The sequence below is a fragment of the Paraburkholderia sp. PAMB 6770 genome, from assembly GCF_057748135.1.
Genome location: NZ_CM173238.1, coordinates 3,513,877 through 3,532,915, shown reverse-complemented (window position 1 = coordinate 3,532,915; position 19,039 = coordinate 3,513,877). Strand labels below are relative to the sequence as shown.

General features: G+C 60.1%; 22 protein-coding genes. 13 read left to right on the top strand and 9 right to left on the bottom strand.

Annotated features, from left to right (window positions below; genetic code table 11):
- Both AC3AP7_RS16000 and AC3AP7_RS15995 read right to left on the bottom strand, forming a co-directional pair.
- Positions 1-489: a hypothetical protein gene (locus AC3AP7_RS16000; protein ID WP_475767509.1), complete on the bottom strand. Its 489-nt coding sequence runs from the start codon at positions 487-489 to the stop codon at positions 1-3.
- A gap of 60 nt (positions 490-549) precedes the next feature.
- Positions 550-1,095 (bottom strand): hypothetical protein, encoded by a 546-nt coding sequence (locus AC3AP7_RS15995; RefSeq protein ID WP_475767511.1) that lies wholly within the window; start codon positions 1,093-1,095, stop codon positions 550-552.
- Between the two features lie 265 nt (positions 1,096-1,360).
- On the opposite strand from AC3AP7_RS15995, the gene AC3AP7_RS15990 reads away from it, so the two are divergent.
- The 8 genes from AC3AP7_RS15990 (at position 1,361) to AC3AP7_RS15955 (ending at position 6,218) form a co-directional block, all read left to right on the top strand.
- On the top strand, positions 1,361-1,930 hold the full coding sequence (locus AC3AP7_RS15990) for a 3'-5' exonuclease family protein (RefSeq protein WP_475767513.1): 570 nt from the start codon (positions 1,361-1,363) through the stop codon (positions 1,928-1,930).
- 14 nt (positions 1,931-1,944) lie between these two features.
- Positions 1,945-2,433, top strand: a complete 489-nt coding sequence (locus AC3AP7_RS15985) for a hypothetical protein (protein WP_475767515.1) — start codon at positions 1,945-1,947, stop codon at positions 2,431-2,433.
- 13 nt (positions 2,434-2,446) lie between these two features.
- Positions 2,447-3,235 (top strand): metallophosphoesterase, encoded by a 789-nt coding sequence (locus AC3AP7_RS15980; RefSeq protein ID WP_475767517.1) that lies wholly within the window; start codon positions 2,447-2,449, stop codon positions 3,233-3,235.
- A gap of 14 nt (positions 3,236-3,249) precedes the next feature.
- Positions 3,250-4,119, top strand: coding sequence for an HAD family hydrolase (locus tag AC3AP7_RS15975; RefSeq protein ID WP_475767519.1), 870 nt, complete (start codon positions 3,250-3,252; stop codon positions 4,117-4,119).
- Positions 4,116-4,955 carry a metallophosphoesterase gene (locus tag AC3AP7_RS15970; protein ID WP_475767521.1) on the top strand — a complete coding sequence of 280 codons (840 nt, stop codon included), beginning with the start codon at positions 4,116-4,118 and terminating at the stop codon, positions 4,953-4,955. The genes AC3AP7_RS15975 and AC3AP7_RS15970 overlap by 4 nt, the downstream gene beginning before the upstream one ends.
- Positions 4,952-5,365, top strand: a complete 414-nt coding sequence (locus AC3AP7_RS15965; protein WP_475767523.1) for a metallophosphoesterase family protein — start codon at positions 4,952-4,954, stop codon at positions 5,363-5,365. Before AC3AP7_RS15970 ends, AC3AP7_RS15965 begins: the two co-directional genes overlap by 4 nt.
- A gap of 154 nt (positions 5,366-5,519) precedes the next feature.
- Positions 5,520-5,684, top strand: a complete 165-nt coding sequence (locus AC3AP7_RS15960) for a hypothetical protein (RefSeq protein ID WP_475767527.1) — start codon at positions 5,520-5,522, stop codon at positions 5,682-5,684.
- A 39-nt stretch (positions 5,685-5,723) separates the two neighbouring features.
- Positions 5,724-6,218 carry a hypothetical protein gene (locus AC3AP7_RS15955; RefSeq protein ID WP_475767529.1) on the top strand — a complete coding sequence of 165 codons (495 nt, stop codon included), beginning with the start codon at positions 5,724-5,726 and terminating at the stop codon, positions 6,216-6,218.
- A gap of 47 nt (positions 6,219-6,265) precedes the next feature.
- On the opposite strand, the gene AC3AP7_RS15950 is transcribed toward AC3AP7_RS15955, so the two are convergent.
- Entirely contained in the window at positions 6,266-6,811 is a 546-nt protein-coding gene (locus AC3AP7_RS15950; protein ID WP_475767531.1) for a hypothetical protein, read from the bottom strand.
- A 38-nt stretch (positions 6,812-6,849) separates the two neighbouring features.
- The gene (locus tag AC3AP7_RS15945; RefSeq protein WP_475767533.1) at positions 6,850-7,767 is read right to left on the bottom strand and encodes a hypothetical protein; all 918 of its coding nucleotides are present in this window, start codon (positions 7,765-7,767) and stop codon (positions 6,850-6,852) included.
- A gap of 173 nt (positions 7,768-7,940) precedes the next feature.
- Here AC3AP7_RS15945 and AC3AP7_RS15940 point away from each other — a divergent pair, with 173 nt between their 5' ends.
- Both AC3AP7_RS15940 and AC3AP7_RS15935 read left to right on the top strand, forming a co-directional pair.
- A complete protein-coding gene (locus tag AC3AP7_RS15940; protein WP_475767535.1) occupies positions 7,941-8,288 on the top strand; it encodes a helix-turn-helix domain-containing protein in 348 nt (115 codons plus the stop codon).
- A gap of 9 nt (positions 8,289-8,297) precedes the next feature.
- Positions 8,298-9,152 (top strand): ImmA/IrrE family metallo-endopeptidase, encoded by an 855-nt coding sequence (locus AC3AP7_RS15935; protein ID WP_475767537.1) that lies wholly within the window; start codon positions 8,298-8,300, stop codon positions 9,150-9,152.
- Between the two features lie 80 nt (positions 9,153-9,232).
- Here AC3AP7_RS15935 and AC3AP7_RS15930 read toward each other — a convergent pair whose 3' ends face one another.
- The 4 genes from AC3AP7_RS15930 to AC3AP7_RS15915 all read right to left on the bottom strand — a co-directional run bounded on the left by AC3AP7_RS15930 (position 9,233) and on the right by AC3AP7_RS15915 (position 13,219).
- On the bottom strand, positions 9,233-10,135 hold the full coding sequence (locus AC3AP7_RS15930) for a plasmid partitioning protein RepB C-terminal domain-containing protein (RefSeq protein ID WP_475767539.1): 903 nt from the start codon (positions 10,133-10,135) through the stop codon (positions 9,233-9,235).
- Complete coding sequence (locus tag AC3AP7_RS15925; protein WP_475767542.1) at positions 10,132-11,034, bottom strand: plasmid partitioning protein RepB C-terminal domain-containing protein; 903 nt, start codon at positions 11,032-11,034, stop codon at positions 10,132-10,134. The genes AC3AP7_RS15930 and AC3AP7_RS15925 overlap by 4 nt, the downstream gene beginning before the upstream one ends.
- Positions 11,031-12,548, bottom strand: coding sequence for a recombinase family protein (locus tag AC3AP7_RS15920; RefSeq protein WP_475767886.1), 1,518 nt, complete (start codon positions 12,546-12,548; stop codon positions 11,031-11,033). The genes AC3AP7_RS15925 and AC3AP7_RS15920 overlap by 4 nt, the downstream gene beginning before the upstream one ends.
- Before the next feature lie 230 nt (positions 12,549-12,778).
- Positions 12,779-13,219 (bottom strand): hypothetical protein, encoded by a 441-nt coding sequence (locus AC3AP7_RS15915; protein ID WP_475767544.1) that lies wholly within the window; start codon positions 13,217-13,219, stop codon positions 12,779-12,781.
- Positions 13,220-13,882: 663 nt separating this feature from the next.
- Here AC3AP7_RS15915 and AC3AP7_RS15910 point away from each other — a divergent pair.
- Positions 13,883-15,277 (top strand): ethanolamine ammonia-lyase subunit EutB, encoded by a 1,395-nt coding sequence (locus AC3AP7_RS15910; protein WP_475767546.1) that lies wholly within the window; start codon positions 13,883-13,885, stop codon positions 15,275-15,277.
- Positions 15,274-16,068 carry an ethanolamine ammonia-lyase subunit EutC gene (gene eutC, locus AC3AP7_RS15905; protein ID WP_475767548.1) on the top strand — a complete coding sequence of 265 codons (795 nt, stop codon included), beginning with the start codon at positions 15,274-15,276 and terminating at the stop codon, positions 16,066-16,068. Before AC3AP7_RS15910 ends, eutC begins: the two co-directional genes overlap by 4 nt.
- Positions 16,069-16,154: 86 nt before the next feature.
- On the opposite strand, the gene AC3AP7_RS15900 is transcribed toward eutC, so the two are convergent.
- Entirely contained in the window at positions 16,155-18,527 is a 2,373-nt protein-coding gene (locus AC3AP7_RS15900) for a heavy metal translocating P-type ATPase (protein ID WP_475767550.1), read from the bottom strand.
- 78 nt (positions 18,528-18,605) lie between these two features.
- Between AC3AP7_RS15900 and cadR the strand changes: the two genes are divergently transcribed.
- A complete protein-coding gene (gene cadR / locus AC3AP7_RS15895) occupies positions 18,606-19,037 on the top strand; it encodes a Cd(II)/Pb(II)-responsive transcriptional regulator (RefSeq protein WP_475767553.1) in 432 nt (143 codons plus the stop codon).
- Positions 19,038-19,039 lie beyond the last annotated feature (2 nt).

Below are 19,039 nucleotides of genomic sequence, written 5' to 3'. Positions count from 1 at the left end.
TCAGCGAACGGGTGGGTGCTGATCAACTGGCCGGGAACGATACGCGTACCGGTTTGCCTGTGCATCGTAAAGCGCATGATGGCTGGGCAGCGCATGCTTCTGATGAAAATCGTAGAGCAGCAACTCATTGATGTTGCTGGCTACAGGTAGCGGAGCGCACCACGGAGGAACGCGGTAGTCGAGCGCATCAATGAACAGATCCCAGTCTGTCTGGTAATCGAAGCAGATTTCGACGTTTTCATCACCGAGCCTGACGATCTCCAGCCACTTGATGATTCGCACACGCAGGTCATCGAAAGCGCACGCAGCGTACGGGATCCGTCCCAGCAGGGGAATGACAGCCTCACGCACGAATGCGCTGCATGCCTTGTCGGGGTAAGGGACCTCAGCGTAAAACTCCTCCCCTGACTCAGCGGCCATGCCGAGGCTGATCAGATGACAGTCGATGAAGTCCGTGAACTCGGTATCAATGAAAACCTTGAGCGGCATCTCTCTTTCCCGGATATCAAGTGCCAGGCAGTCGTCTGCTGTTGCAGCACTGCTCGCGGATCATTCGGCAGAGCCTTTCCGTGGGGAAGATGAGCGGGACTTACTGAGCGCGGTGAGCATGGCATCTACCTCGATGGCGCCCAGTCTCTGTTCCAGTTTGTTCATGAGCTTTTCGTGGGGAACCCACTGGACACCAGGATCGTCGGCTTTGTCCAGTTCAGCCTGGATCTCGGCCTCGAACTCGGCATCCTGCTCGGCGCGCCTGTGTCGTGTCTTCATCGCTTCGGCCTGATCTGGGCGCGTCCATGCAGGCGCCTTGGGAGCCTTGGTATCCCACTCCTCCAGTTCAAACCGCCCACTGGTGATACCGATTTCGCGGACGACCTTCAGGGCATGACCTGGATCCCGGAACAGGCGCCGCTCCCGGCCATTCGAAACCACGAGGTCGGCAAAACGGTTATCGCGTAGTTCCAGTTCGACAAAAAAAGTGCCGTTTTCCGCGCGAATTGTTGCGCAGACTATGCCCCCCGTTTTCGCAGCGGCGAGTGCTTCAGAGACGTCAAGAGAAAGGGCGTACAGATGCACAAGTGACTCCGATGCGGTCATTCCTGGTGGTTCCTGTGCACATGTTAGGCCGTATCGACGCCGGTGTCCCTTGTACGCAGTAGATCCACACACTTAAGACCCTAAATTTCACAATTCGGAACAAGAAAGCTCCCTCAATACTCCCGTAGATTAATACCAGAAAATATGAAATATTAGTCTGCGTGCGTTGAGAAGCCACTTTGCCTAACAGACGTAGCTGGGCATGGGCTTGACCCAATGGCCCTGCGGTAAGGCTCGTAGTGCGCCGGAGACGATGGAGTAATTGATGAGCAACTCGCGTAAAACAGGTCGACAGACGCTCGCAGACATTCAGGCGTGGCTTGATACACCGCCTGTCGGGCGCGAGTTTGGTGCGCCGCACCCACGAGATCCGCAGACGCCGCGCTACTTCCTTGATACCGAATTTACGTCCTTCATCGACTGTCAGCTGATCAGCATCGCTATCGTCGGCGAGGACAGGCGGGAGTTCTATGGCGAGGTGACTGATTTCAATCGCGCCCTGTGCAGCGATTTCGTGCGGCAAACCGTTCTGCCTCAACTGGGCCAGCCACCCGGCCGTGCGATGCCGTTTTATCAGCTGCGCCGCGAGGTCCTGTCGTGGCTTGGAGGAGTTCCTGCCAAACCACGGCCGGTGCTGTGTTTTGACTTCGACGGCGATCTGAAGTTGCTCGAGCACCTGATCGGCGGTCCATTGCCCAAGCCGTGGAAGACCGAGAACATCTGGAAACGGCTCGATGACCTTGAGGTAGAGCGCTTTTTCATGAACACCGGCCTGAGCGATCACCATGCACTGCACGACGCGCGCGCCAATGCGTTTGCCTTCTCCAGGACATAGCCAGACAAACAGCCATGCTGCTTTTTCTCGATACGGAATACACGGGCCGTCGGCAGGCCCAGCCGCGATTTATCAGTCTCGCACTGGTCGCCGGGGACGGCTCGCGTGAGTTCTATATCGAACTGTCCGACACGTGGACGGTCGCAGACTGCTCAGCGTTCGTGCTGCATGATGTGTTGCTGCTTTGCGCTGGCCCGCGCGTCCCGTACGTTGAAGCCAGCGCCGCCCTGCGCGCCTGGCTTGATGATGCGCCGCGCGCTGTACAGGTTGCCTGTGACTCGGAAACAGACTGGCGATTTTTGCTTGATCTGCTGGGTACGCCATTACCTTCCAGCCTGTCGGACCGCTACTACGACCCGCGGCCCCTGATCGACACAACGATCTACGACCAGACGGTTGCCCGCTATTACCGGACGGATCCCCGTGTACATCACGCGCTCGTCGACGCCCGCGCGTACCGGATGGGATGGCTCGCCTGGATGGAAGCAAGAAAGTCTCAATAGAACGGAAACAACAATGAAGCTCCTGATCCTGTCCGACCTGCATAACGAGTTTGAGTCGCTTGCGGCCGCGCCTTCCGCCATCGCCGAAGCCGACGTCGTTGTGCTGGCTGGCGACATTCATACGAAGGACCGCAGCGTGGAATGGGCCAGAAATTTTGTCGGCGATCAGGACAAGCCCGTGATCATGGTGGCAGGCAATCACGAGTTCTACGGCGGTCACTTCACCTATACGCTCGACAAGCTGCGGCAGGCTGCTCAGGGAACGAATATTCATTTTCTCGAAGATGAGGCTGTCGTGATCGGCGGCGTCAGATTCCTTGGCAGCACACTCTGGACCGACTTTCATCTGGGTGTTAGCGACGTCTCGGCTGTCCTGTCCATGCGCCGCGCGCAGGAGTCAATGAACGACTTCCGGAAAATCCGTGCGACATCGTCGTACCGGAAGCTTTACCCATCGGACACCGTGCGCCGGCATGAGCAGTCGCGTGCGTGGCTGAAAAACATGCTTGCCACACCGTTCGACGGGAAGACGGTTGTCGTGACCCATCATGCGCCATCGCCACGCTCTGTCGAGGAAGAGTACCGGGACGATGAACTGACGCCCGCCTATGCATCGGATCTCGAGGTGCTGATGGGGCCGACGGTTCAACTCTGGGCACATGGGCATATGCACACGAGCTTTGACTATGTGGTTTCAGATACACCTGAAACCTCCGGTACTCGCGTGATCTGCAATCCGAGGGGCTACGCGCCGAAGCATCTGAATCCGGATTTCAATCCGGCATTGTTGGTGGACGTCTGAATACGAGCTACACCATGAACAACGACCATGAAAACAGCCTCATCTATCCCAGCGATCTGCCTGGCCCCCTTCAGCAGATTGCACGCGCGTGGCTTGAGGCCTGGCCGCGTGACCGGTCAATCTTTGGCCCCAAAGGTCGCGCGATGACCGTGCAGGCCCATATCGAATTCACGGCATGGCTACAGGATCGGTTGCAGGGTGAGGCAGTCAGGCTGCCGATGCGGAACATTACTGCAATCGATGCGGTGGTGTTCGACGCCTTCGGCATGCTCTGTGAGATTCGGGACAAGCGCAATCCCTATGCAAGACTGGTGCGGCAGTATGGCGATACGTCGGCGGCAATCCGCCTCATCATGACCCAGCCACTGACGCTACGCGAAGCGGCTTATCAACTGGATTTTCACGACGAGGAAGCAATCGACGAACTAGAGGTGGATCTGGCAGCCGAGCTGGCCAGCATTGAACTGTATCCAGAAGTACTGGACGTACTACGCGGATGGAAAGCGCTCGGCGTCAAGATCGCGGTCGGATCGAACCTTGCGATACCCTACGCCGCACCGTTGCTCAAGCTGCTACCTTATGAACTGGACGCATACGGCTGGTCCTTCCAGATCGGTGCCAGGAAACCCGATTCGGCCGTTTATGACTGGGTACTGCAAGAACTCGACGAGGGTGCCGAACGAGATTCTCCAGACACGGTGCTGTGGGTCGGCGACAGTTTCACCAACGACCATATTGGCCCGCAGGGCATGGGTATGCGTGCTGTTCTGATTCAGCGGCAACGTAATCCACATCACTGGTCTGACAGGCCGTTCTCACGCCCATCGATGGTCTTGCCACGACTGCCACATCCCGATCAATTCTGGATCGGTGACGGACTATGATCGCCATGGATTTTTATCAGCCAGTACACCGCTATCCACTCAACTCACGCGGCCGTGACTTCGTGGTCGGTGACATTCACGGCTGCTTCACGATGCTGGACACCGAACTGGTCAGACTCGATTTCGATCCAGAGCGTGACAGGCTGTTCAGCGTCGGCGATCTGGTTGATCGCGGAAGTGAGTCTCCCGCAGTGCTGGACGCAATCCATCGTCACCAGATCAAGGCAGTACGCGGCAACCATGAGCAGGGCATTCTGGACTGGCTTGCAGACCGCGAATGCGAGAACGATCATGGGCGCATCAAGGCCGTGCGCGAAAACCCCGACCAGGCGATCGCCGAGTGGGCCTATTACGACAGCAGCACAAGTCAACTCGTCCACAACGGTGGACAATGGTTTCTTGAACTGTACTGCGCGCCAGATAACGAGGCGCGCGAGCGCATGCAACGCATCGTGAGCTGCTTCGTCGCGTTGCCCTACGCGATCGAGATCGAGACAACGCACGACAGGGCTGGCATCGTCCACGCCGAACCTGTTTGCGAGGAATGGGACGACTTGACGTGGAGCCTCACCAACGACTCGATCACGGGGTATGAGCGAGAACAACTGATATGGGATCGCCGTCGCTGGAAGGGGCGTGGGTCATTCGCGCACGTCCACGGTGTTGCGGCCGTGATCGTCGGCCATACGCCCACTTACGAGGTTGCCCAGCGCGGCAACGTGATTGATATCGATACGGGTGCGGTATTTGGCAACAAACTGACGATTCTCGATCTCGCCGATGTTCCAGAATGGCTCGCTCGAGGCGACCAACCCGTGACAGGAAAGCCTAGGTGAGCCGTACCATCTTTTTCTGCGGGGATACGCACGGCCGCTTTGGCCATATCGCTTCGGCCGTGCAGCAGCATCGACCTGATGCTGTGGTTCTGCTCGGCGATCTTCAACCTCGCACGCCACTCGACGAAGTACTTCGTCCGGTGCACGACATGACCGAACTGTGGTGGATCCACGGCAACCACGACACAGATTGCGATAGCGATTTCGACAACGTGTTCGAATCCGGACTCACCGAACGCAATCTGCATGGACGCATTGTCACTGTTGCCGGGGTGCGGATAGCCGGACTGGGAGGGATCTTTCGGAGACAGGTATGGGAACCACCTCAGCAACCCTGTGTGCATACCCAGGCGGAATACGCTGCCCAGTGCGGGCGGAACAATCTATGGCGCGGCGGGCTTCCTCGCTAGCATCGAAGCACGATCTTCCCGGTCGATTATGACGCACTCCTGTTAGCCGGACCTGCTGACAACCTGGTAACGCACGAGGCTCCGGATTGCCACCCGTATGGATTCACGGCAATCCGTGAACTCGCGCAGCTACTGAATGTAAAGCAATCGTTCCATGCGCATCACCATGATGCGGCTGGACTACCGCGCAGCCGATGCGAAAAATGGTTTCCGGGCATTTGGCGTTGGGCTACGCGGAATCAGTGACCAGAACGGTAATGTGATTGTGGCCGGCGAACTTGATGAGCAACGCCGTAATCGACCTGGCTTCGCTCCATAAACTCATTCCGCCGACACATCAGACCTTGCAAGGAAATTCATGCAGCCGGCCGAACGTCTCACTATTGCCCAGCGCGTGATCGCCAGACTGGCGAACGTCTCGCCCGAATCCGGGCCGTCGGCGTTCGGTCCGATAGTGGCTTCGCGCATCACGGCAGCGATCACCGCAATCGACACGGCCGTCGCGGTGGCAGAGAGCCCGCTGCTCGTCAGCGATCTGCTGCCGGGCATCGACCTGATCGTGACGCGCGATTACTCGCGGCCCGCGCCGCGTGCGGCGGTCGACGCGCCCAGCCTCGAATCGATCTGGGATACCGACTCGGTGGCCGCCGACTGGATTGGCGTGCTGGGCGAGATCGCCGTCGACGCTTTTGCGGGCGCTCGCTCGGCCCAGGATGGTCCGGCCGTGGCCTGGCACCAGGGGCAGGACGGCCTGCATTACTTCCTCTTCGAGACCGCGACCCGCGGCCAGGCCCTGATGCAGTTAGGTATCAAAGAAGATGACATCATCGCTGCTATCCCCGTCCCTATGTAAGCAGATCCAGTATTTCGATCCGGCGCTGCGGCGGATGCTCGGATTCATCACGCTGAGTCTTCGTCCCCCGGCTGAGAGTGGTTTTTCCCCTTTCCTTTCCTATTTTCCGAGCGAGTTCTCCGCCGAAAACCAATCAAGGTGTCCGCAAGCTTCTCGAGGAACTGAGGAGACGATGCGCCCAAGATGCCGAGCGCCACGAGGCAGGCATCTGTGCAATGAGGATAAACAGATGCTGCGATAGCGGATAGAACAAATCCGGACGGAATACCAATGGTCAGTCGTCCCCGAAGGTATGCAATGTTTCCATCCTTCGTAGGGGCACTACCATGCTCGGTCAGCGTGAATAAATTGTCATCCAGCATCAACCGGTACACGTATGGAAATACTCCGATGACTCCGCCGAATACGCCTTGTGATAAGCCTTGCCAATTCGAGGATGACCAATGCCAATAGAAATCGGCGAGACACAGTGCCATGATGATCACAATTACCGTGAATAGCCGGCGCAACGCCTTGAGTTGAGATTTCGTTAGGCCATTCGGAAGCCGATCAGGCTGAGCTTCTACGATGTTTGATGCGGCGGGCGGTTGCATGGGTAGCTCCAGGACGTTCAGTTTCGGTACAGGGATTCTCAGGAAAAAATCTTTTCCATATCCGGTAGCTGGGATCGATACTTCAAAAAATCGATAACTGATAATGGTGGCCGTCGTATGCCACCCCGCATGAACCACGTAAATTGCAGAGCCTCGTTAACTTGATTCAAGGCTAGATCTTCTTGCTGGCAACATTTCCCGTACTGAAGATTTCCTTGCCCACAACCGCAGAACTCGTCGTCACGTAGCTCGAGTATTCGTTCATATGGGTAGCGGACAGATTGGTAGCCCGGCCAACGTCCAAAAATCTGCAGGTGCAGTTGCCTTACCGACCACAACGTATATAAATCAAGTAGTACTACTAGTGAGCCATGGGCAGTCCATGTTCCGTCGGTTGGCTCAAATGCGCAGATCGAACCGTCCGGAAAGTTTGTATGTCTTGGGCCAATCCATTCGTATCCGATGATCGATGTCCCCCAAAATCCCCAGGCACGAACCAATCCGCGAGCAAAGTGCGTTGCAACAACAAAAGTCGCCTTCTGCAAAAAGCCCGGTAGCAGCGAGCTCTCGACGATAAGCCATAGTCCATCGTCACTGAGCCAATGCTGCGTACCGGGGTAAGCGCGCTTGATCGTGCCAAGCTCGTTCAGATACTTGTCCCGAAGGTTTGGGACGAAGAGCGATGTGGCGGGATTTGGCGGCCCGGGTCGGGCGTATGGTGATGCCCGCCCGGGGAATGGCTCTTGTGGTCCGGTTCCCGGTGCTGATGTTCGTGCTCGGGCCTTTGGTCCCTTTTTTCCTGGTTCGACATGGTGCAACTCCTGGCCCAGGACGAAAGGAGAAATGGCGTGCTCCCCGGGCACGACAAGCCCGCCATTTTTGACAACTGGATACGATCCCGAATCCAGCAACCGCGCGATCTGGAGCAACTTATTTCGTACATCGCCTGTCGGCATAACTCGCTCCTTGGTCACAACAGCCTGGCAAGCCGCCGGATTCCGGTAGAACCGCCTATGGGCCCCCCACGGAGAATTCTCGTGCTACACTGAACTTGTCGATTTTGGCAAGTTACCCCTGACTCTATCGACACTTTACGAGTTCGTCAACATAGTTATTTCATTTTCGACAAATGGAAGATTCCAGCCGCACGCTGTTTGCCCAGCGTTTGCGCCATGTCCGGGAAGACATTCGCTCTCTCACACAGGCAGAGCTCGGCCGTTTGTGTAACCTGCCTGCTACCTCGATTTCGCACTTTGAGAAAGAGGATGGGACCAGGAAGCCGTCCTTCGACAATCTGCGTGCGCTCGCAAAGGCGCTCGACGTGACCACCGATTACCTGCTCGGCAGGACTGGTGACTTGCACGGAAATACGGCGCTGGATGAGCAGCTCTATCGCGACGTGAAATCACTCAGTGAGGCGGATAGGGCGATTGCAGAGAGTCTGATCAAGCAACTGGCGGAGCGAAATCGCTCCTGAGGAGTGGTCGTGATAGAACGCAAGCTACGAGATGCTGAGCAAGTCGCCGAAAAAATTGTTCGGGATGAAGGCTTAACACTGCCAGTTGACGTTCTATTGCTTGCGGCTAGTCGGGATATACAGGTGGTTGCCAAGCCACCCAGCGCTCAAGGTGTATCGGGCATGCTCATCCGATCCGGAGAGGGATTCGCGATTGCATATGCCACGCATATTACGAGCGAAGGATTTCAACGCTTCAGCATTGCTCATGAGCTCGGCCATTATTTTCTGGAGGGACATCCAGAAGCGGTGTTCCGCAATGGAGAGGTTCACGAATCACGGGCTGGCTTTGGCTCGTCTGATCAGTATGAATTAGAGGCTGATCATTTCGCTGCGGGCCTTCTCATGCCGAGTCACCTATTCGGGGCGGCTGTCGCACAATTTTCCGATGGAATGGCGGCAGTGAGAGGCCTGGCGATCAACTGTCAAACCTCGCTCACGGCATCTGCCATCCGATACGCTGAGTTGACGGAGGCCGCTGTCGCTATCATCGTCAGCCATGGCTCGACGGTTGACTATTGCTTTTCCTCGCAGGCAATGCGTGGAATTAAAGGCTACCGCCACCTGAAGAAAGGCAGTAACCTTCCCCGCGATTCATTGACCAGGGAGTTTAATCAAGATACGGGGAAGATCGATTCTGCCGCCGAAGATAGCAACGATACCGAACTGGGCTTGTGGTTCCATATCGACGACGAAATCGAAGCCTCGGAAGAGGTAGTTGGGCTCGGAGACTATGGGAAGACGCTGACGGTTATCACCGCAGACGTACCGGATGAGGACGATCACGCTGATCGGGTTTGGCAGGCACCGCAATTTAAATACTGAGATATGCGTGGAATACCGACGCGGCAGATTTGGTCATCGGCAGTCGGGTACGCCACGCTCTCGTTGTAGCAACGGGAGTTTTAGGTAATGACTTCCAGATTGGATTGATCAAGCGCGATCGTATCTACGATTGTCTGGAATTCGGTCAGTAGATCCTCTTGTTGCGACTGCAGATATTGATGAACGGCTTCGTTCTCGAGAAGTCGAGCCAGGTAGCCTTTTGCGAGCACGAGATTGAGCACGTCCTGTCCATAGGTCTGCTCTACAAGCTTGTATTGTCCCTGTAGGTTGCTCATCTCGCGCTCCATCTTCGCCATCTGCTCAGGGCCTACACCCGTGAGTTTCGGCGGCTTTTTCCCGTCAACCAAACGGGATGCCGGCGTCGCTACGAGCAGGGCTTCGGCATACGATACGGTGACATTGTTTGCCGAAACCATGAGTTCGACGCACTCGACCTGCCGGGTCGGCTTCATCTTGCGTAACGCTCGAACTAGCTCCGGTGAAAACTGCCGGTCCTTTAGCAATTCGGCCGCTTCCGGGCAAATCCCGTCCAGCAGCGCCATGCGTTTCAGAATTTGCGATACATCGAGCGATAGTGCTTTCGCCAGTCGCTCGGGAGAAACACCGCGTTCGACTGCGCGCCTGATCATGAAATGCTCCTGGATCGTCGATAACCGATTGACCCGGTTGTTGTAGGTGTAGCTTTCGTCATCCGTCGCGATAAGGCAGGACGCAGTGTCGAAGTGCAGATCCTGGAGTGCAATCAGTCGTAGGTGCCCATCGAGCAAAACATGTTGTCCCGAGGTTGGATCGACAGGCATGACCGATAGTGGTTCAATCAGTCCGATTTCTTCGATCGACGCCTTTATCTGGTTGAATTTTCGGGAGGTCACCGTACCGGCAGGTGTACGACGTGACGGCAGAATATTGGTGACCAGAACCGAAAGCGGCTCGGGTATGAATCCCAAGGCTATGCCTGTCATACCGGACTCCCATTCGGCCAGACGCGTTCTGCCAGATATTTGGGCAGGGTTGCCAACCCCTCTGCCCGCAGGAGATTGACGAAATTTTCGTCGGTGAACAGTTGCCGAAGGGCCCCGACAACAAACATCAATCGTTGCTGCGTGAATTCGGCTTTTTTGACGATGGCCTTCTGGCGCTCCACTTCACGGTGATAGGTGCGAATCAGGCTGGACGAAGTGATATCTGCCGTCTTGCGTGACATGTTGCGGCCGGCTGATCGTCCAAGAACCTTCCGACGTTCGATAATTCGGCGAGCGTCCATGAGCTGCCTTCCGCGCAGATTGCCGGACTCGTACGCTTCCTGAAGGGCCATCTGGATAGCTTCATCATTATCGCCAGCACTCACGATAGATAGCGCAGCATTCAGCGGGATTTGACCTTTCTCGACCGCGATCACCAGTCGCTCTTCGCCATGACGGAGTAACGTCAGAATGCTTTGCACATATTGCATCGTGAGGCCCGTTTTGGTGGCGATGACTTTCGGGGTGTAACCGCGATCCTGAAGTTCCCGGATACCGGCGAGTAGTTCGAGTGGCCGACACTGACGACGCGCGATATTCTCAGTCAGACTCATGATGAAGGCGTCTTCGTCGCTCACGCTGACAACGAGCGCAGGAATGGTTGACTCACCAAGCGAGCGGAATGCCTTGAGTCGCCCTTCGCCGCAGACAAGCAGATATTTTTCCGCTCCGGTTGCCGTTTCCCGAGGTGTAACCACGATTGGCTTTTTCAGACCGATGGCCTTGATGTTGCCGACGATTTCCTCGAAGACACGGCTATTCCGCTCTCGTGGATTAATGACGTCGATTTGATCGATGGGGATCATCCGCACTTCGCCGGTCTGGGCACCTGAGTTCATGCAACCCTCCTCAGGCGGGCACGCTGCGCCATTCCATACAGATAGTCCAGCGTATCGAAGCGATAGCTTTCAAATTCGACCGGATTCCAGTCGCCCAGACGAATCCGTGGTTGACCAAAATCCAGTCGTGGAAGAAGGTAGTAGTCGAGTGCCGCGGCATTCGTGTGGTCGAGCCGCACGGCCACAGTGATATCCGGCAGCAGGCTGGTATCGAACCGCACCTTCCAGTGATTGTGTCCCGTGTCATGTGGCTGGCAACGCGAGAGGACAATGCAGGCGGTGAATTCGCTGTTGACCGTAAGCAAGTCAGTTGCAGGATCGCGGGCAACGCTACCGCCGAGTTCAGCGATTTTGCGTTCCGTCTCGGTCACGATCTCCGGATGCAGCTGACGGAGGAAGCGATTGGTCTCGATATAGCGGTAATCACGGCCGGGCGTGAATCCGACAGTTTGATATGCCCGGATCAGACTGCCAAACCGGTAAACGTAGACCGAGGTCGAAGGCATACCGTCGGTTTCGTCGATCACGACACCGGACAGGAAACCACGGCTGTGGTACAGATTGCGCAGGCGTTCGATCAACTCCTCATTCGAATAGCGCCGGGCGCGCGCCCGCATGATGCCCTGCGCCGTATAGAACGTTTCACTCGGAACAATTGACTGGAATGCGCCCTCTTTGCGGATCCACATATCCTGGGGATTCACGACACGCGTTTTTTTCAGCTTGAACGAAACGCGGTTGTAGACGTTGTTGCCGATGTATTTCTCGTTGGTCAGTACCTCCCTGATGGTGGCCCGGGTCCAGTCCCGCCCGAGATCCGTCTGAACGCGCATTGCGTTAAGGCGGGCAGCGATCTCGTACTCGTTCAGCGACTCCTCAACGAACCAGTTGTAGATCAGATTGACGATCCGGATTTCGTTTTCCGGGCCCGGCATCAGGATGACCCGATCAGTCTGCAAGGATTTATGTTCGCCGCGCTGCAATTCCGCCTTCATCAATCCATGCTGATCGACGAGGACCCGGCGCAATCCATATCCTGCAGGGCCGCCTTGCCGGAAACCGAGCTCGATCAGGCGGCACTGACCGGCGAAGACCTTCGCTGACAGCTCTCGGCTGTATTCACCAGCCATGGCACGCTTGACGCCTTTGACGATCGTGGAAACCGGCGATCCGTCGTTCTCGAACTGTTCTGCGCAGTACGCAACCTGGATGCCAGCACGCCGGCAGATGTATTCGTAGTAGGCACTTTCATCCGCATCCTGAAATCTCCCCCAGCGACTCACGTCGTAGACGAGGATCACCTGAAAATCTGCGGTACCGCCCTCTACGTCCCTTATCAGTGTCTGTAATGCCTGGCGCCCATCGATGCGCAAACCACTTTTGCCCTCGTCGGCATAGGTCCGCACAATTTCGAGGCCGCGGTGCGCGGCATATTCACGTATCCGGTCGCGCTGATTCTCCGTCGAGTACTGCTGGTGTTCGGTGGACATGCGGACATACTCCGCCGCGCGCATCGATGGGGTTTGCGCGGTAACCGATTCGCCTGTGCAATCGAGGTCCACGATTCTGCTCCAGCCAGCAACCACTCCTCGCCGCGTCGCCCCGGCAATATTGCGTTCGGGGGCTCTTATCGACGTCCGCCGGTGCTGCAGTTGCAGTAGATGGCAGCATCGGACGATGCGAGCGGGTACAGAGCAACGGTAGCAGGAGCAGGGACAGAATCAATCACGTCATCTCTTTGCAATCACGCGGAAAATGCCGGAGTCCCAGACAGAACGGCAATATGTACGGTCCACGCGTCCATCTTTGCAATTGGTCCGCCGATGTTGCTGAGAAGATAGAAGCCGGACGCAAGCGGCGGTCCGCTGGGTAACACGTCCATCTTTGCAATCGAACTTGTATCGCGCCGTTGGTTCCGGACGCGTTGCATCGCGTTATTGCGCTCGCAATAGGCGGGGTGGGTCTCGCGGTACAGTCGCCAGTAGTCGGGATGCCTGGCGCTCCAGCCATCCTGCGCGCGGATCTGGTTTTCGCGATAATCCGGATCGGTACGCAGCCGTTGCTGCTGCCAAGCTCGGCGCCGGGCGAGTTGGCAGGCCCTAGATGAGCAGTAGCGTTGCGCGGGAACGTGCACGAGTGGCGTGAATGCTGCACCGCAGGCAGCGCAAATCCGATCCGGATTCATGGCGGGACTCCATACGCGTATCGCGGATGGTGCCCGTTGCTCTGAGGCGAGCAGGCTCGTCAGAGCCTTGCTGCACGGGCCTCAGCGACCCACCCTCGAGAATTTTCACGTTTTGTGGCGTGTCCGCCGAGTTTTTTCATCATTCGTGACGCGGGGGCGAAAGGAGCGCGTCAGTATTAGTGAAAAATTCCTATAAAATCAGGCCATCGTTTTTCACTAATACTGACGCCCGACAGTAGACGGACTCATAACCTGAGAAAAACGGATGCATAAACTGAGAAATTTATGGATTTCGCTTTTCAATAGCCGCTGATAGTTGGTGGCATAGATAGCTCTGTACAGAGACCGCCGGGTCTGTAAGTCGAGATACTTACAGACCCATTTTTCTATAGGGGTGACATTTATTGGGCCTGTCGGGAATTTCGTGTTTAAGGCATAACATGCTCCCAAGGAGAGTTTAGCCGCTTTGGATGACACACGAATAGCATAGACTCGTATTCGCAATGCGAAGGTCGGGCGTTCGATCCTCCTCCTCCCCTTTTTTGACCCATTACCATTCCCCAAAGCGGGCACCCACCCATCCCCCCGCCGAGCCCACGCTCCACCAGGGGCCCCCCGCCCGCCGCAGCCCCGCAGCCCCGCAGCCCCGCAGGAGCGACAAAGATGCCCTACTCGGAAACCATCGGCCCCCGCACCTACCGCTTCGCCGACCTGAAAACGCTGATGGCGCGCGCGAGCCCGCTGCGCTCCGGCGACGAGCTTGCGGGCATCGCGGCCGCGAGCGAGGAGGAGCGCGTCGCCGCGAAAATGGCGCTCGCCCAGGTGCCGCTGCGGCGTTTCCTCGACGAGGCGCTGATCCCCTACGAGAGCGACGAAGTCACGCGGCTCGTGATCGACGGCCACGCGCCGCAGGCGTTCGCCGAAATCGCGCATCTGACGGTGGGCGATTTCCGCAACTGGCTGCTCTCGGATGACGCGGACGCCGACGCGCTCGGCCGTATCGCCATCGGGCTCACCCCCGAGATGGTCGCCGCCGTCTCGAAGCTGATGCGCAACCAGGACCTGATCGCCGTCGCGCGCAAGCGGCGGGTCGTCACGCGCTTTCGCAACACCGTGGGGCTGCCGGGACGCATGTCGGTGCGTCTGCAACCCAATCATCCGACCGACGACGTGAAAGGCATCGCCGCGTCGATGCTCGACGGCCTGCTGTACGGCTGCGGCGACGCGCTGATCGGCATCAACCCCGCATCCGACAGTCTCGCGGCAATCATCACGCTGCTGCGCATGGTCGACACGTTTCGCGAACGCTATCAGGTGCCCACCCAGTCGTGCGTGCTCACGCACGTCACCAACACGATCGCCGCCATCGAAAAAGGCGCGCCGGTGGATCTCGTGTTCCAGTCGATCGCCGGCACGCAGCAGGCCAACGCCGGTTTCGGCATCTCGCTCGCGCTGCTGCAAGAGGCCCATGAGGCCGCGTTGTCGCTCGGGCGCGGCACCGTCGGCGACAACGTGATGTACTTCGAAACCGGTCAGGGCAGCGCGCTCTCCGCGAACGCGCATCACGGCGTCGACCAGCAGACCTGCGAGGCGCGCGCGTATGCGGTTGCGCGTCGGTTCAAGCCCTTTCTCGTCAACACGGTGGTCGGCTTCATCGGGCCCGAGTATCTGTACGACGGCAAGCAGATCATCCGCGCGGGACTCGAAGACCACTTCTGCGGCAAGCTGCTCGGCGTGCCGATGGGCTGCGACATCTGCTACACGAACCACGCGGAGGCCGATCAGGACGATATGGACACCCTGCTGACGCTGCTCGGCGTCGCCGGCATCAACTTCATCATGGGCGTGCCCGGCGCGGACGACGTAATGCTGAACTATCAGAGCACGTCCTTTCACGACGCCCTCTATGTGCGCGACGTGCTCGGCTTGCGCCGCGCCCCCGAGTTCGAAGCATGGCTGGAGTCGATGCGGATCACCGATACGAAAGGGCGTCTGCTCGGCCATTCGCCGACGCAACCGCTGCTCGCCGACGCGCGCGAATGGATGGGGCACGCATGAATCGCGATTATCTCGACCCGAATCCGTGGAGCGCGCTGCGCCAGTTCACGAATGCGCGCATTGCGCTCGGGCGCGCGGGCAACAGTGTGCCGACCGCGCCGCTGCTCGCGTTCAGCCTCGCGCATGCGCAGGCGCGCGACGCGGTCCATCAGCCGCTCGACGTCGACGCGCTGCACGCCCAGTTGCGCGCGCATGCTTTTGCGACGCTCGACGTGCACAGCGCCGCGCCCGATCGTCAGCACTATCTGCGCCGGCCCGATCTCGGCCGGCGCCTGTCGGACGACAGCCGCGCCGCGCTCGCGCAGCGCGCCGTCGAGCCGGCGGATGTGGTGTTCGCGATCGGCGACGGGCTGTCGGCGTTCGCCGCGGCGCGGCAAGCGGTGCCGCTGCTGCTCGCGGTACGGCCGCGGCTCGACGGCTGGCACATCGGCCCGGTCGTGGTGGCGCGCGAAGCGCGCGTCGCGCTCGGCGACGAGATAGGTGAACTGCTGCACGCCGCGCTCGTCGTGATGCTGATCGGTGAACGTCCGGGCCTCAGTTCGCCGGATAGCCTCGGCATCTATATCACGCACGCGCCGAAAGTGGGGTGTCACGACGCGCAGCGCAACTGCATCTCGAACGTGCGTCCCGAGGGCCTCGGCTACGAGGCCGCCGCGCACAAGCTGCAGTATCTGCTCACGCATGCGCGGCGCCTCGGGCTCACCGGCGTGGGGCTCAAAGACGACAGCGACACGGTGTTGGGCGACGCGGCGGGCGTCGCGGGTCCAGCGTCGTTGCCGCCGCAGACGTAGCGGAGCGCGCGAGGGCGCGAGCGCGTCGCCGCATGTAACGCACGCAACGCACGCAACGCACGCGACGCACGCGACGCTGCCGCGCGCTATCTGCGCAGCAGCCTCAGCCCGTTGCCGACTACCAGCAGGCTCGCGCCCGCGTCGGCGAACACGGCCATCCACATCGTGCCGTAGCCCATCAGCGTGAGCGCGAGGAACACCACCTTGATGCCGAGCGCGAGCGCGATGTTCTGCACCAGCACGCCGTGCGTTGCGCGCGACAGCCGGATGAACGTTGCGAGCTTGCGCAGATCGTCGTCCATCAGCGCGACGTCGGCGGTTTCGATCGCAGTATCCGTGCCCATCGCGCCCATCGCAATGCCGATGTCCGCGCGGGCGAGCGCCGGCGCATCGTTGATTCCGTCGCCGACCATCGCCACCGTCGCGCCGTCCTTCATCAGTGCTTCGACGGCGGCAAGCTTGTCTTCAGGCATCTGGTTGCCGTGCACCGCATCGATGCCGACCTCGCCGGCGATCGCAGCCGCCGTGTGCGGGTTGTCGCCCGTCAGCATCGCGGTGCGCACGCCGAGCGCGTGCAGGCTCGCGATCGCGGCGCGGCTGCTGTCCTTCACCGCATCGGCGACGCCGAAGAGCGCAAGCACCTGCTGCGCGTCCATCAGCATCACGACCGTCTTGCCCTCGCGTTCGAGCACGTCGAGCCGTGCTTCGAGCGCCGGCGTGCAGCGGCCGAGCGTCTCGACGAGCCGGTGATTGCCGAGCCAGTAGTCGGCGCCGTCGATGGTGCCGCGCACGCCGCTGCCGGGCAGCGCTTCGAACGCCTGTACGTCCGCGGGCGCGATGCGCCCGGCACGCGCGGCCGCCGCGAGGGCTTGCGACACGGGGTGATCCGAGCGCGCCGCGAGGCTTGCGGCAAGGATCCGGCAGCGCGCGAGGCTCGTGTCGGAGCATGCTTCGGCATCGGTCTGCACGGGCTTGCCCCGCGTGATCGTGCCGGTCTTGTCGAGCGCGAGCCACCCGATGCGCCGTCCCTGTTCGAGGTAGGCGCCGCCCTTCACCAGAATGCCGTGACGCGCGGCCGCGGCGAGGCCGCTGACGATCGTCACCGGCGTCGAGATGACGAGTGCGCACGGGCAGGCGATGACCAGCATCACGAGCGCCTTGTAGATCCACGCGTGCCACGCGCCGCCCGTCAGCAGCGGCCCCGCGACCGCGACGCACAGCGCGAGCGCGAACACGATCGGCGTGTAGATGCGCGCGAAGCGGTCGACGAAGCGCTGCGTCGGCGCTTTTGCGCCTTGCGCGGCCTCGACTGCGTGAATGATGCGCGCGAGCGTCGAATCGGCGGCGGCGGTGCGCACGCGGAAGTCGATCGCAACCGCGCCGTTGATCGTGCCGGCGAACACCGCATCGCCGGGCGCTTTGTCCACCGGCAGGCTTTCGCCGGTGATCGGCGCCTGATCGATGCTCGACCGCCCGGCGACGATCTCGCCGTCGAGCGCGATCCGCTCGCCCGGCTTCACCCGCACGATCTGGCCGGGCGCGACCTGCGCGACGTCGAGCGTGCGCCAGCTTCCGTCCGGCTGCTGCACGGTGGCCTGGGGCGGCGCGAGCTGCATCAGCGTGCTGATCGCGTGGCGCGCCCGTTCGAGCGAGCGGGCTTCGATCAGCTCCGCCAGCGTGAACAGCACCATCACCATCGCGGCTTCCGGCCATTGGCCGAGGATCAAGGCACCGGTCACCGCGAGGCTCATCAGCGCGTTGATATTCAGGTTGAGGTGGCGCAGCGCGATCCAGCCCTTGCGATACGTGCCGAGTCCGCAGACGGCGATGGCTGCGATCGCAAGCATCGCCGTCAGCCATGCGGGCGCCCCCGACCAGCTTGCCGCCTCGGCCGCCGCGGCGGCACAGGCGGCGATCGCGAGCGGCAGGACGCGCCGGCGCGGCGCGGCGGGCGCGGGTGGCGCACCCGACTGCGCGAGTTCGGGTGTGAAATCGAGCGTACGCAGCGCGGCGAGGATCGTTGCGAGCGCATTGGGTGCGTGCACAACGGTCAGCACGCGCTGCATCAGGTTGAAGTCGAGCGCGTGCACCGAGGGCATCTGGCCGAGCTTCTTGCGGATCAGCGCTTCTTCGGTCGGGCAGTCCATCTGCATGATGCGGATCGCCGTGCGTACGCGGCCATCGGCGACGTGCGCCGCCGGGGCGAGCGGCGCGAGCACGGCCGCAGCCGTATCGCAGCAGGCGTCGTGTCCGTGGTTGTGGCCGTGGTCGTGCGAATGCGCCCCGGCGTGCGCGTGCGCATGATCGTGCCGATGCGCGCCCGCAAGCGGCGCGGATTCGTGGCCGCGCGCCTCGGCTTCGGCGTGGTCGCCGTGCTCCCCGCAGCAGCCCGAAACGGGTCGCGGCGCGGCGGAACCGGCATGGGCGCCGGCGGGATTTTCATGGCGGGTGTAGCGCATGGTGGCTTCCTGGCGGGATTTGTGGTCTAGTAAACACCTTGAAGCCACTACAAGGTCAAGGCCCCGGCCGGAGGCACCATGAAGATCGGCGAACTCGCGAAAATTGCCCACTGCACGACCGAAACGATCCGTTTCTACGAGAAAGAGGGGCTGTTGCCGGAAACCGGGCGCACCGAAGCGAATTACCGCAGCTATACCGCGCGGCACGTGGAGCGGCTGCGCTTCATCCGCAACTGTCGCGCGCTCGACATGACGCACGACGAAATCCGTGCGTTGCTGCGGCTGACCGATGCGCCGGACGACAGCTGCGGCGCCATCAACGCACTGATCGACGAGCACATCGCGCACGTCGACGCACGCATCGAGGAGCTCACGCAGCTCAAGGCGCAACTGGGCGTGCTGCGCGAGCAGTGCAGCAGCGAGCGCTCGGTCGGCGAGTGCGGAATCGTTCATGGGCTGACAGACGTGGAAGTGAGCGTGCCGCGCGTGCGCCACACGCACCTCGGGTGAGC